General features: G+C 57.5%; 12 protein-coding genes and 1 pseudogene. 11 read left to right on the top strand and 2 right to left on the bottom strand.

All coding sequences use genetic code 11. The features are described from left to right. Window position 1: 1 nt before the first annotated feature. The 5 genes and pseudogenes from ACP7D9_RS04475 to ACP7D9_RS04455 all read left to right on the top strand — a co-directional run. Window positions 2-169: pseudogene (locus ACP7D9_RS04475) on the top strand (BRO family protein); the annotation flags it as partial. A 174-nt stretch (window positions 170-343) separates the two neighbouring features. Next, a complete protein-coding gene (locus tag ACP7D9_RS04470; RefSeq protein WP_426155868.1) occupies window positions 344-970 on the top strand; it encodes a hypothetical protein in 627 nt (208 codons plus the stop codon). A 752-nt stretch (window positions 971-1,722) separates the two neighbouring features. Continuing rightward, window positions 1,723-2,118: a hypothetical protein gene (locus tag ACP7D9_RS04465; RefSeq protein WP_142579913.1), complete on the top strand. Its 396-nt coding sequence runs from the start codon at window positions 1,723-1,725 to the stop codon at window positions 2,116-2,118. 56 nt (window positions 2,119-2,174) lie between these two features. Continuing rightward, window positions 2,175-3,176 carry a hypothetical protein gene (locus tag ACP7D9_RS04460; protein WP_142579914.1) on the top strand — a complete coding sequence of 334 codons (1,002 nt, stop codon included), beginning with the start codon at window positions 2,175-2,177 and terminating at the stop codon, window positions 3,174-3,176. A gap of 250 nt (window positions 3,177-3,426) precedes the next feature. Then, window positions 3,427-3,900: a Rha family transcriptional regulator gene (locus ACP7D9_RS04455; RefSeq protein ID WP_142579915.1), complete on the top strand. Its 474-nt coding sequence runs from the start codon at window positions 3,427-3,429 to the stop codon at window positions 3,898-3,900. Between the two features lie 604 nt (window positions 3,901-4,504). Here the strand turns inward: ACP7D9_RS04455 and nadB are convergent. After that, window positions 4,505-6,112 (bottom strand): L-aspartate oxidase, encoded by a 1,608-nt coding sequence (gene nadB / locus ACP7D9_RS04450; RefSeq protein ID WP_426155865.1) that lies wholly within the window; start codon window positions 6,110-6,112, stop codon window positions 4,505-4,507. 556 nt (window positions 6,113-6,668) lie between these two features. Here nadB and rpoE point away from each other — a divergent pair. The 4 genes from rpoE (at window position 6,669) to ACP7D9_RS04430 (ending at window position 10,484) form a co-directional block, all read left to right on the top strand. Then, a complete protein-coding gene (gene rpoE, locus ACP7D9_RS04445) occupies window positions 6,669-7,250 on the top strand; it encodes an RNA polymerase sigma factor RpoE (RefSeq protein ID WP_003172477.1) in 582 nt (193 codons plus the stop codon). A 30-nt stretch (window positions 7,251-7,280) separates the two neighbouring features. Then, window positions 7,281-7,868, top strand: coding sequence for a sigma-E factor negative regulatory protein (locus tag ACP7D9_RS04440; RefSeq protein ID WP_008077804.1), 588 nt, complete (start codon window positions 7,281-7,283; stop codon window positions 7,866-7,868). An 8-nt stretch (window positions 7,869-7,876) separates the two neighbouring features. After that, complete coding sequence (locus tag ACP7D9_RS04435) at window positions 7,877-8,842, top strand: MucB/RseB C-terminal domain-containing protein (protein ID WP_426155863.1); 966 nt, start codon at window positions 7,877-7,879, stop codon at window positions 8,840-8,842. 208 nt (window positions 8,843-9,050) lie between these two features. Next, window positions 9,051-10,484, top strand: a complete 1,434-nt coding sequence (locus ACP7D9_RS04430) for a DegQ family serine endoprotease (protein WP_426155861.1) — start codon at window positions 9,051-9,053, stop codon at window positions 10,482-10,484. 76 nt (window positions 10,485-10,560) lie between these two features. Here the strand turns inward: ACP7D9_RS04430 and ACP7D9_RS04425 are convergent, their stop codons facing one another. Next, window positions 10,561-11,994 carry a M48 family metalloprotease gene (locus ACP7D9_RS04425; protein ID WP_024011999.1) on the bottom strand — a complete coding sequence of 478 codons (1,434 nt, stop codon included), beginning with the start codon at window positions 11,992-11,994 and terminating at the stop codon, window positions 10,561-10,563. A gap of 98 nt (window positions 11,995-12,092) precedes the next feature. On the opposite strand from ACP7D9_RS04425, the gene ACP7D9_RS04420 reads away from it, so the two are divergent. Both ACP7D9_RS04420 and ACP7D9_RS04415 read left to right on the top strand, forming a co-directional pair. After that, on the top strand, window positions 12,093-12,332 hold the full coding sequence (locus tag ACP7D9_RS04420) for a sulfurtransferase TusA family protein (RefSeq protein WP_016771269.1): 240 nt from the start codon (window positions 12,093-12,095) through the stop codon (window positions 12,330-12,332). Between the two features lie 31 nt (window positions 12,333-12,363). Further along, the gene (locus ACP7D9_RS04415) at window positions 12,364-13,434 is read left to right on the top strand and encodes an AI-2E family transporter (RefSeq protein ID WP_426155858.1); all 1,071 of its coding nucleotides are present in this window, start codon (window positions 12,364-12,366) and stop codon (window positions 13,432-13,434) included. The last annotated feature ends 20 nt before the right edge of the window (window positions 13,435-13,454 follow it).

Raw genomic sequence — 13,454 nt, 5'->3', positions numbered from 1 at the left:
CACCACCATGCTGCCTGAGGCCCATGTCTATCAAATGCTCCTACGGGGCCACGCACCGGCCTCTGAGCCATTCCGCAAGTGGGTCACTGAGGAAGTCCTCCCGACCATCCGTAAGACCGGCAAGTATGACGCTGAGCAGTCGAGTAACCCGGCGGTAACGCGTATCTGATTGCGCTCCTACGTGAAATCTAATCGACTCGCTGGGTACTGGCCTTGCTGCTTGAGCGTAGGAGCGTGTTCGTAGAAATCCTAAAGATGCCCTGAAGGCCCGTATTTGCTGGTCCGAAGTTCGTTGTCGCAAAACCCCTCACTGTGGCTACCCACTACACAGGAGAACGACACCATGACCAGCTTCACCGCCAACCTGCCACACCGCCACGTCGATCAGGAGACTGGGCACATCCTCCACGTCGATCCAGGCACAGGCGCAATCGTCGCTCGTAAGGAGATTGTTCGACGCAAGGACCCAAGAGCCGAGTTTGAAGCATGGGCTGCCCAGCGCCGAAGTGAAGATCTGAGTGCCGACTACGCCACACTCCAAGCTGCCGTTAAGAAGTCTGAGCCTGTTGTCCCAGTTGTCGAGGCTGAGCCTATCAAGCGCGGTCGACCGAAGACCGTATTCACAAACCCAGCGGCTGCCTTCATGCCTTTCCTTGCAACGCCGCATCTTCCGAACTGGGCAGACGACATTATCACCGGGTCGATCTACACAAGCGCGGGGACCAACACCACCAGCGGCAAGGTGAATGTTAAGTCTCGCTCCGTGGTTGCCGCGTTGTTCCTCTCGGAGATCTCAGCGGAATCCTGCCGGACCAGCGAGTACACCCTACGCACCGCCCAGCGCATCGCCAAGGCTGCTCGACATGCCGCCCATGGGATCGCTTCGTATGTGGAGAGACACCCGAAGATTAAGGCTGAGCTGGAGACTGAGATGGCTGTAGAGGCTCTATACCGGGCATCTACGACTTAACGTCGTATGTTAGTAAGAACATCTCAATGACCAAGTTTCAGCTCATCGACCCGCCTCAAGGAGAGAGGGGTAGTGATTAAATCACCCCTCCCTTCAAGGAATCTTAAAGAACAACGCGAAGGAGGCTCATCAATCATGTCCATCTTGTCTTATCCAGCCATCTCCAAGCTCACCGAAGCGGACGCTGAGATCCTTTCTGACCTCTTCCCCAAATCAACTCGGTCTCACCTGATAGCGCTTCGTGGTGTCCTGAACAATGGAAAGGCACCTTGGAGAACCTACGCTCATGGTCTGGTCTCTATCGACGAAGAAGCAATGCTCACTGAGGTTCGCTTGAAGTGTTCCCTGAAGACGGCTGACCGGGTGTCCCTCCTAATAGATCGAGGGGTCTGCCTCCAAGCTGTCGCAACGACGCCCTTGAAGATTCCCATGGTTGGAACAGAGCGAATCTCACTCAGGTAATGAGCAGTCTGTCCAGTGACGTTTAAAAACCCTCACTATGGCTACCCGGTAGAAATATCCTCAAAAATAATTCTCTTCGATAGCAGCAGCTCCCAGCCGTCGCCACGGTTGTCCCTTCAGATGTCTTCAGGCTTGCCATGTCCTGATCCAGCATTAGCCACATAACCCAAACCAAGAACCTTTTGATCGACCTTGGAAGATGCCCATGCGGCTCCCTCCTTGCCGTCTTGTCGTGCGCGTCTATGGCGCCAAGGTCGATCAAAGGGTCACCTCATAGGAGATCCAAACCCATGAATATCACCATCACCAAAGTCCTGAAGAACGAAGTAACTGTGTCGGGGCAGACCCTCAATCGTGAGTACGTCGAAAGCGTCATGTTGCCCTTGTTGATGGCCCAGTGTGGCCGGAACAATGGCACCAAGTTCGGCGTTATCAAAGCCTTCGAGGAAGCCGGTTTGTCCCTCAAGGCCATCCAAGAGGACGCTCAGGTCTACTTCATGACCAAGCGGGAGCAGAAAGCGACCCGTGAGCAACTTCAGCGGGAAGCTGACGAGCGTGCTGAACGTTTACGCGAGTGGACGCCACGCGAACTGGCCCAAGCGAAAGCTGAAAGAGATGCCCGTGCTGCTGCCATCCGTGAACAAGCTCAAAAGGTTTTGGCAGCACGCTCCCGTAATAACGGCTGATAGCTCCAGACCTGCACCAGTCACTTCCCTACTTATTCTTCAGGAGACCAATTTCAATGAAACAGCCTAATCAATACGTCAAACCATCGACTTACAGCACTGCTCTCACCGATAGTCAAAACGGCTCGATCCGCTTCAATACGGCTGATGTCCGTGTGGAGACCCAAGCGGCCACCGATGTGTCCGCCTATGTTGAAGCCCTTACAGAGGCCCTCGACGATTACCTCAACGGTGACGAGTGGCGCCAAGCGGCAATCGAACATACGCCTTGTGAATTCCGCCCGGCTGGCTCCGAGGCTACCGGTCAGCAAATCATCACGATGGCTGATCGCTCCGTCACTTTCGACCCTCGTAAGAACTGGGATAACGAAACCATCTCGAAGGGCGAAGTCCTGGCCGGGTCTGTGATCTTCACCGAGCCCACCGATAAAGCTCTGGTAATCAGCAAGCGCTTCACCATCCTCGACCACAACCTAATGGCGGGCTTCACTGAGGGCTCCTTGCACCAGACCGGTGAGAAGCTGTTACGAGACATTGAGCATGAGGCCGCTGGCAAGATCGCTGGCATTCTGGCTACAGCTCCGAGCACCGAAAGCGTCTCCGAGACTAAGCCAACCGGTAAGCCTGTGGAGGTCGCTGAGGATCTGATCGACATCTTGACGATGAACATCAACCAGACCGTAGGTAGCTCCCTGTCGGACTTTGTGGTTCTGCTGCCGGTGTCGTTGCTCGCGGTTCTTGAGCGTGCTGCTCAGCGTGCAGGTGTTGAAGACATCGAGTCTCTGATCGGTGCCTCTGTGCAACCTTATAGCGGCACTGACTACGGGCTGTTCTTGCTGCCTAAGATGTTCACCTCGCTGAGTTATCGCGAAGGTGGTAACGGAGACATCTGGAAGATCCAAGCGACCCGTAATGGTGCCCATCAGTGCTGGGACCTTGAGATCATGACCACCGTAGACATCGTGGCTAACGGCAAGGTCCGCGTGAAGCTGACCGCTGATGGTCTCCAGACCGAAGCTGTGGCCTTCCCGATGATTACCAACATCAAGCTGACCTGACCTCTGATCTACAAGCGCCCCGTAAGGCCGGACCTCAAGAGGGACCGGGAGGGGCGCTGGTATCCGGTAATACCCTCACTAAGGCAGCACACCCTCGCCTTGAGTAGCCGACCTATCTGCCCGTCGCTGGGCATCCATCTAATCGAAAGTCTTTCTGTTTGCTCTCTGTGCCACCGGCAGAACCCTTGTCTGGGGTCTTTCGGCTGCCCGTGGGAGCGAACTCAGAGAGCAAACATAAGGAAAACAGACTATGACCATGACCACCAATACAGCAACCATCTTCGAGAACATCTCCAAGGCCGGAGCGGTATCCTCAACGACTCTCAACGGCTTACCCGGTATGTCGTCCTTGGAGATCGCTGAGATCACCGGTAAGCGCCATGACCATGTACTCAGAGACATCCGAAAGATGCTCAACGAGCTGGAAAGGGAGACCCCAAATCTGGGGGCACCTCAATGGGTCGAGGCCAGCTACCATTCCAGTCAAAGCAAGTTATTACCGCTGACCATTCTCGACAAAGAGCTGACCTTTACGCTGCTCTCCCGGTATTCCTTCAAGCTGTCCAACATGATCGTCAAGCGCTGGCTTGAACTGGAAGGCTCAAGGTTTGAACGTGTGTCGATACAGGCTGCTGTGGTTCACCTGCTCGACCGAGAGAAGGACAACTATCGAGTCGCAATGAGGGACATCAGGACCGCTGCAAGGCGTCTCAAGGCCCGCTGAGAGTTGAATGACACTTCCTCAAACGAAGCGTGACGGGCTATGCTGAATGACTAACTTGTCCTGACGAGACGCCTCCATGAGTGTCACGCTGCGTTACACCTACAAGGGTAAACGGGTAGTAACCAAAGTGCCTGTCGAGTCTCTGACTCCACATGCGGCGCTATGCTATGCCTTGCTTCAATCAGGCGCCTCTGACGACCAATCCCAAGGGAGCTGGCCGCATTCATATGAGCGCCTCCTTGAGGTAGCCCTGCAACACGAACTCACAGACGTTCGCTTTCACAAGTCATTCTAATCCCTCAAGGAGAACCCCATGGACCACCTACAGGCCCTCTACTGGGTCTGTCTGGTCGTGCAACTGGGGTTCTGGTTGTGGCCGCATAGACCACCCTAAGGCCCTTTGAGAATCTGACAGAAAAATCTGAAAGGTCACCATTACAAGACTTCCCGCGCTGGCTCCCCCGTAGGCCCTCGCATGGGTGCCCGTGAGCGCGTTAAGGACCCTCGCGGGCGCACCATAAAGACCCCAGAGGCTGGGACAAATGTGCGCCAAGCTGTTACAAAACCCAGCCGAACGGTGTACGCTGAGCGCTCCTAACGTGCCTCATTTGTCGGGTGTAAGGATCGTATCCTTCGCCTCTGGCAGCATCTCTGGATAGTCCAGCGTGTAGTGCAGACCCCGAGATTCCTTGCGTTCCATGGCTGACCTAATCATCAGCTCTGCTACTTGAGCAAGGTTCCTCAGTTCAATCAGGTCTCTGCTTACTCGGTAGTTGCTGTAGAACTCATCAATTTCGTCCAGCAGCAAGCGCACCCGATGCTGCGCCCGTTGCAGGCGTTTGTTGGTGCGCACGATGCCGACGTAGTCCCACATGAATCGGCGCAATTCATCCCAGTTGTGCGCAATGATCACGTCTTCATCCGAATCGGTGACCTGACTGGCGTCCCAGACGGGCAGGGCGCTTGGCGCGGCGACATTGTCGAGTTGCGCAAGAATATCTGCCGCTGCCGAACGGGCATAAACGAAGCATTCCAGCAGCGAATTGCTGGCCATGCGGTTGGCGCCGTGCAGGCCGGTAAAACTTGTTTCGCCGATGGCGTAGAGCCCCGGTACATCGGTGCGGCCGTGCTGATCGACCATCACGCCGCCACAGGTGTAGTGCGCGGCGGGGACCACCGGGATTGGCTGTTTGGTGATATCGATGCCGAAGCCCAGGCAGCGTTCATAAACAGTCGGGAAGTGATTTTTGACGAACGATTCGGGCTTGTGGCTGATGTCGAGATACACGCAGTCCACACCCAGACGCTTCATTTCATGGTCAATCGCCCGCGCGACGATGTCACGAGGCGCCAGCTCGGCGCGTTTGTCGAAGCGATGCATGAAGCGCTCGCCATTGGGCAGCTTCAAGTGCGCGCCTTCACCGCGCAGGGCCTCGGTGATCAGGAAGCTTTTGGCTTGCGGGTGATACAGGCAGGTCGGGTGGAACTGGTTGAATTCCAGATTGGCCACCCGGCAGCCGGAGCGCCAGGCCATGGCGATGCCGTCACCGCAGGCGCCGTCGGGGTTGCTGGTATAAAGGTAGACCTTGGCCGCGCCGCCCGAAGCCAGAATCACGAAACGTGCGCCGTAAGTGTCGACTTCGCCAGTGGCGCGGTTCAGCACGTAGGCGCCCAGGCAACGATCGCCTTCCATGCCCAAGCGGCGTTCGGTAATCAGATCGACGGCGACGCGCTGCTCCAGCAGTTCGATGTTCGCGTGTTCTTTGGCCTGGGCCAGCAAGGTTCTGAAGATCGCTGCGCCGGTGGCGTCGGCAGCATGGATGATCCGTCGATGGCTGTGGCCGCCTTCGCGGGTCAGGTGAAATTCGAAGCCGCCGTCTTCGGTACCGGACTGTTCGTCACGGGTGAACGGCACGCCCTGGTCGATCAGCCACTGAATGGCTTCGCGGCTGTGCTCGACGGTGAAGCGTACCGCGTCTTCGTGGCACAATCCGCCGCCCGCGTTGAGGGTGTCATCGACGTGGGATTCGACAGTGTCGGTATCGTCGAGCACCGCAGCGACGCCGCCCTGAGCCCAGAAGGTCGAACCGTTGGCGAGATCGCCTTTGCTCAATACGGCAATGCGCAGATGACCGGGCAAGGTCAACGCAAGACTCAAACCGGCAGCACCGCTGCCAATCACCAGAACATCGTGTTGGAACTGTTGGCTCATTTCAGGATTCCGCTCAAAGCGACCCGGATTGGGGTTGGCGCAAGACAGCTGGATCGGCGAGTCAAGACAGCCACACAGCCCACTAGTATATAGAGGGGTTGGACGGCACAATAGCCGGGCTCAGATGGCATTGTGAGACTACTGCGCGGTAAAAAGTGCTGTGCTTCGTCGGAAGTTTTTTTGCCGAATTCGGAAAAAGACACCTGTATCGGCGCTGAAACAGACTTTTGCGGCCAGGGTTGCGCAATGTCGAGTGGGTACGGCTATAAATAATTGGAACTTTTGCCAAAGGCCCAAGATCAATAGACGGTGCCAGAAACCAGGGACAGTGTCGGCTTCAGTGCGGAATCTGCGTTTGGGTTCCTGCCGGCGAAACCGATAACAAGATTATTCGCGCAGCCGGTTTATCCCGCGCTGCGTTTTTCGTGCGTGCCAAATCAGAGCTCGCAGGAAACTTGCTTGGAGGGGGAGAACTTTTGCGAAAAGCCCGAGTCTATGTTTGCAAGTCTGGTCGTTTAGTAATGCAAGTCTCCTCCGGGCTTATCGAGGAGTGTTCATGCTAACCCAGGAAGAGGATCAGCAGCTGGTCGAACGCGTTCAGCGTGGCGACAAGCGAGCTTTCGATCTGCTGGTGCTGAAATATCAGCACAAAATTCTCGGGTTGATCGTGCGATTTGTGCACGACACCCATGAAGCCCAGGACGTTGCTCAGGAAGCCTTTATCAAGGCGTATCGGGCACTTGGAAATTTCCGCGGTGACAGTGCGTTTTATACGTGGCTGTACCGTATCGCCATTAACACGGCGAAGAACTACCTGGTTTCCCGGGGCCGTCGGCCGCCGGATAGCGATGTAAGTTCGGAGGATGCAGAGTTCTATGATGGCGATCACGGCCTCAAGGATCTTGAATCGCCAGAACGTGCATTGCTGCGGGATGAGATCGAAGGCACTGTCCATCGAACCATCCAGCAACTACCAGAGGATTTGCGTACGGCTTTAACTTTACGTGAATTCGATGGTCTGAGTTACGAGGACATTGCGAGCGTCATGCAATGTCCGGTGGGTACCGTGCGCTCCCGGATTTTCCGCGCTCGGGAGGCCATCGATAAAGCCCTGCAACCGTTGTTGCAGGAAAACTGAGACAGCGGCGACAGCCAAGAGAGGAACGCCATGAGTCGTGAAGCCCTGCAGGAATCGCTGTCCGCAGTGATGGATAACGAAGCGGACGAACTGGAATTGCGTCGAGTGCTCAGCGCACTGGATGATGTTGATACCCGTGAGACCTGGGCTCGTTACCAGATCGCTCGGGCAGCCATGCACAAGGATCTGCTGCTTCCGCGTCTGGATATCGCTGCGGCAGTATCTGCTGCGCTGGAAGACGAAACGGCTCCGGCCAAAGTGTCCCGCAGCCCATGGCGTAACCTGGGTCGCCTCGCTGTTGCCGCTTCGGTAACCGTTGCCGTTCTGGCCGGTGTTCGCCTGTACAATCAGGACGAGATCGCTGGTGTTGAACTGGCCCAGCAGTCGAATCAGCCAACTCTGGCCACTCCACAGGTCAAAGGTCCGGCAGTTCTGGCTGGTTACAGCGAAAGCTCGGAAGCGACTGGTCCTATGGCTAACGGCGTTCTGCAGGGTCAGCCAGGCTGGCATGACCAGCGTCTGCCAGGCTACCTGCGTCAGCATGCTCAGCAGGCTGCCCTCAAGGGAACTGAAAGCGCGCTGCCATACGCACGTGCCGCAAGCCTGGAAAACCGTTAAGGAGGATCATGCGCGCCATCCCTCTACTTTCGCTTCTGCTCAGTGGCTGGTTCATAGTTCCAGCCCACGCTGACGAGGCCCAGGACTGGTTGACCCGTCTGGGCCAGGCCGAGCAGCAGCAAAGCTTCCACGGTACTTTCGTTTACGAGCGCAACGGCAGTTTTTCCACGCACAACATCTGGCATCGCGTCCAGAATGGCCAGATCCGCGAGCGGTTATTGCAGCTCGACGGCTCGGCTCAGGAAGTCGTGCGCATTGATGGACGTACTCAATGCGTCAGCGGCACCCTGATTGCTGGATTGGATGACTCACCCAATGCTGCCGCCCGTGCCCTTGATCCCAAAAAGCTGAAGAATTGGTATGACCTTGCTGTCATTGGCAAGTCGCGCGTGGCTGGCCGCGATGCAGTGATTGTGTCGCTTACGCCTCGCGATCAGCACCGTTACGGTTTCGAACTGCACCTGGACAAAAAAACCGGGCTGCCGCTCAAGTCGTTGCTATTGAACGATAAAGGGCAGTTGCTCGAGCGTTTCCAGTTCACCAGCCTCGATACTGATGAAATCCCGTCGGACAAGGATTTGCTGGCGGACGCCGATTGCAAGCCGATCAACATCGCCAGCGACAAAGCTTCTGCGGCGAAGGCTATGCAGAACTGGCGTTCGGACTGGCTGCCGCCAGGCTTCGAGCTGACCAGCAGCAGTTCGCACAAGGATGCGCAAACCAAGACTCAGGTGAGCAGCCTGATGTATGACGATGGTCTGGCGCGTTTCTCGGTGTTCCTTGAACCCTTGAATGGTGCGACCGTCACCGACACCCGCACTCAGTTGGGCCCGACCGTTGCGGTATCCCGTCGCCTGACCACACCGCAAGGTGAAATGATGGTCACGGTGGTTGGCGAAATTCCGATTGGCACCGCTGAACGAATCGCTCTGTCGATGCGTAACAACGATGGCGCTGCAACCAGCAAGCAGTGAGCTGATTTCAGTCATTTCCACTTCGTCTTCGAGACGTCGAAATGTTTGCTGAGCATTTTCATTTGCAAAACCCCTGAAAATTTTTTATAGGTCAGAGCCTCACGGCTCTGGCCTTGTTTGTTGTTCCCGGAACAAAAATGCCGGTCTGTGGTTTCCGGTGTTCCTTTGCTCCATATCGCTTAACCCTGCTCGTCGTAACGGGAGCTGTATGTCGATACCTAGTTTGAAGTCTTACCTTTCCATCTTCGCCACCGTGCTGTTGCTCGGTCAGGCGGTCCCTGCTGCGCAAGCGGCCGATCTGCCTGATTTCACCCAGTTGGTCGAACAAGCATCGCCAGCGGTGGTGAACATCAGTACCACGCAGAAACTGCCGGACCGTCGCGTGAATCAGCAGATGCCGGATCTTGAAGGCCTGCCGCCGATGCTCCGCGAGTTCTTCGAGCGCGGCATGCCGCCTCAGCAGCGTTCCCCGCGCGGGGATGGCCGCCAGCGTGAAGCGCAGTCGCTAGGCTCGGGTTTCATCATTTCGCCGGATGGCTACATCCTGACCAACAACCATGTGATCGCCGATGCCGACGAAATCCTCGTCCGTCTGGCCGATCGCAGCGAGATGAAAGCCAAGCTGGTCGGCACCGATCCACGCTCCGACGTGGCGTTGCTGAAAATCGAAGGCAAGGATCTCCCGGTGCTCAAGCTCGGCAAATCCCAGGACCTGAAGGCTGGCCAGTGGGTGGTGGCAATCGGTTCGCCATTCGGCTTCGACCACACCGTGACTCAAGGCATCGTCAGCGCCGTCGGTCGCAGCCTGCCGAACGAAAACTATGTGCCGTTCATTCAGACCGACGTGCCGATCAACCCGGGCAACTCCGGTGGCCCGCTGTTCAACCTGAACGGTGAAGTGGTTGGCATCAACTCGCAGATCTACACCCGCTCCGGCGGCTTTATGGGTGTGTCGTTCGCCATTCCGATCGACGTGGCCATGGATGTTTCCAACCAGCTCAAGAGCGGTGGCAAAGTCAGCCGTGGCTGGCTGGGCGTGGTCATTCAGGAAGTGAACAAGGACCTGGCCGAGTCGTTCGGTCTGGACAAGCCAGCCGGCGCCCTCGTTGCGCAAATCCAGGATGACGGCCCGGCGGCCAAGGGTGGCCTGCAAGTCGGTGACGTGATTCTAAGCATGAATGGCCAGCCGATTGTCATGTCCGCTGACCTGCCACATCTGGTGGGCGCGCTGAAGGCTGGCGCCAAAGCCAATCTGGAAGTGATTCGTGAGGGCAAGCGCAAGAATGTCGAGTTGACCGTCGGCGCGATCCCGGACGAGGACAAAGAGCTGGGTGCACTGCCGAAATCCGGTGCTGAAAGCAGCAGTAACCGCCTCGGTGTTGCGGTCGGCGAACTGACCGCCGAGCAGAAGAAAGCCTACGACCTCAAAGGTGGTGTGGTGATCAAGGAAGTGCAGGACGGTCCTGCAGCCCTGATCGGTCTGCAGCCGGGTGACGTGATTACACACCTGAACAACCAGGCCATCGGCTCGGCGAAGGAGTTCACCGACATCGCCAAGGCGCTGCCGAAGAACCGTTCGGTGTCGATGCGCGTGCTGCGTCAGGGCCGTGCCAGCTTCATTACCTTCAAGCTGGCTGAATAAGCGAGCAACAAGGTAAAAAGAAACCGCCTCGAAAGAGGCGGTTTTTTTGTGTCTGAAGTTTGTCTGCCGGAAACACTCAGCCCATCATGTCCTTGACCATGCGTTCCTGCTCCATCAGCTCGCGCTGGCGGGCATCGATGCGCGAGGAGAGCGGGAAGTTATTGCCAGCCTTGCGCTTGGCGAAGTCCAGTTGCTGGATGGCCTGACGGTAGTCGCCGACCAGCGCAAAGTACTCGGCCCGCGCCTGATGCAGGCCGATGATATTGCCCGACAGGCCACGAGTTTCGGCAACCTGATACCAGACGTCCGGATCATCCGGGCGAGACTTGAGCAAGCTGTCCAGCGCCTTCTCGGCATCGGCGGCGCGGTTCTGTTTCAGCAACAGATCGACGCGCACCTGATTCAGCGGATAGTTGCCCGGAAACTGTGTGAGCATGCGGTCGACCCGCGATTGCGCGTCGGGCAGGCGATTGTTGGTGATGTCCAGATCGACCTGAGCGAGGTTGTAGATGATCTCGTTGGGTGACTTGGCCAACAACTGCTTGAGGTTCTCGCGGGCTTCGTTGAGCTGGCCGCCCTTGATCTGCGCAATGGCCAGGCCGTAACGCGCGACATCGTTTTTCGGATTTTCATCCAGCAGGGCGCGGAAACGCTTGGCGCCCAGCCCTGGTGTTTCTTCGTAGATCAACTGCACCCGCGCGCGAATCAGTTGATAGCGCATGCTGTCTTCGATGCCACCCGGTTTCGCCTGCTCGGCGCGGTTGCGGGTGTCGGCGATACGCGACTCGGTAACCGGGTGAGTCAGGAGGAATTCCGGTGGCTTGGCATCGAAGCGGTACTGGCGCATCAGGCGTTCGAACATGGTCGGCATCGAGCGCGGGTCGTAACCTGCCTTTTCCAGGTTGAGGATGCCGATACGGTCGGCTTCCTGTTCGTTCTGCCGCGAGAAGCGCCGTTGTTCCTGCAACGCCGCAGCCTGGGTGCCGGCGATGGTAGCGATACCGGCATCACCGCCACCCGCGGCGGCAATCACGATACCGGCCAGCAACGCGGCCATCATCGGCACCTGCATGCGTTGCGAGGCTTCCACTCCGCGAGCAAAGTGGCGTTGCGACAAGTGCGCCAATTCGTGAGCGAGCACCGAAGCGTATTCACCTTCGGTCTGCGCGTTGAGGAACAGCCCGCCGTTGACGCCGACCACGCCGCCCGGTGCAGCGAAGGCGTTGAGTTGCGGGCTGTTGATCAGAATGAACTCCAGGCGTCGGTCGGACACCTGGCTGGTTTCAACCAGTTTATAAACGCTGGACTCGACGTAATCCTTGAGCTGCGGATCGTTGAGCTGGGAAACCTGACTGCGCAGCATGGCGAGCCAGGCGCGGCCGAGCTGGTATTCCTGTTGCGGCGAGACGATGGCAGAACTGGCGTCGCCGAGTGACGGCAGATCGTCGGCAAAGCCTGGTGAGGCGAGCAGGCAAGCGAGCGTCAGCAGGGTAGGGCGCAGAAAAGTCATGCACAAAGCCTTGGAGGACAAAGACCTTACTGTAGCCGGACACCGAAGCCGCGACCAGATATTCTAGGCAGCTCGACAACCCGAACCGGAGTGACGCAATGACTGACGCTGTAGCTCATGACGTGGAACTGGACGCCAGTGGCCTGAACTGTCCGTTGCCGTTGCTCAAGGCAAAAATGGAACTCAACAAACTGCAAAGCGGCGCTGTGCTCAAGGTGATCGCTACCGATGCCGGCTCGCAACGCGACTTCCGTACCTTTGCCAAACTCGCCGGTCATGCGCTGTTGCGCGAAGAAGACGAGGCCGGGGTCTACCGTTACTGGTTGAAAAAAGCCTGAAAAGCCGCGCTAAAAATCGTAGGGATTATTGATGTTCAAAGTGTTACGCGACTGGATTCAGCGCTACTTCTCCGATGAAGAAGCCGTGGTGCTGGCAGTGCTGCTGTTTCTCTCCTTTACCGCCGTGCTTACCCTCGGCGGCATGCTTGCGCCGGTTTTGGCCGGGATGGTGCTGGCGTATCTGATGCAGGGCCTGGTGGTGACGCTCGAGCGGCTGCGTGTGCCCGGCGGGGTGGCCGTCGGGCTGGTTTTTGCGCTGTTCATGGGCGCGCTGATGCTGTTTATTGTCGTGGTGCTGCCTCTGCTGTGGCACCAGTTGATCACGCTGTTCAACGAGCTGCCGGGCATGCTCGCCAAGTGGCAGTCGCTGCTGCTTCTATTGCCCGAACGCTATCCGCATCTGGTGTCCGACGAGCAAGTACTGCAAGCGATCGAAGCGGCGCGGGGCGAGATCGGCAAGTTCGGCCAGTGGGCGCTGACCTTCTCGCTCTCGAGTTTGCCGCTGCTGGTGAACATCATGATCTACCTGGTACTGGTGCCGATTCTGGTGTTCTTCTTCCTCAAGGATCGGGCGATGATCGGCGAGTGGGTGCGCGGCTACCTGCCTCGCGAGCGCGCGCTGATTACCCGCGTCGCCCAGGAAATGAACCGGCAGATCGCCAATTACATCCGTGGTAAAGGCATCGAGATCGTGATTTGTGGTGGCGTGACCTACATCGCCTTCATCGCATTGGGCCTGAACTATGCGGCGCTGTTGGCTTTGCTGGTCGGCTTGTCGGTGGTGGTGCCGTATGTCGGTGCGGTAGTGGTGACCGTACCGGTGCTGCTGATTGCGCTGTTCCAGTGGGGCTGGAGCGATCAGTTCATTTATTTGATGGCAGTGTACGGAATCATTCAGACGCTGGACGGCAACGTGCTGGTGCCGCTGTTGTTTTCGGAAGCGGTCAACCTGCATCCGGTGGCAATCATCTGCGCGGTGTTGTTGTTTGGCGGGCTATGGGGATTCTGGGGCGTGTTCTTTGCGATCCCGCTGGCCACGCTGTTCAAGGCTGTGCTGGATGCGTGGCCGCGCAAGGAGCCGGTGGTGGCCCCGTTGCTTTAAAAGCAAAGATCGTCCGATTG

The sequence above is a fragment of the Pseudomonas sp. TSRC2-2 genome (genome assembly GCF_049897785.1).
Taxonomy (GTDB): domain Bacteria; phylum Pseudomonadota; class Gammaproteobacteria; order Pseudomonadales; family Pseudomonadaceae; genus Aquipseudomonas.
The sequence above is the reverse complement of the archived record's forward strand: the minus strand, read 5'-3'. Positions and strand labels throughout refer to the sequence as shown.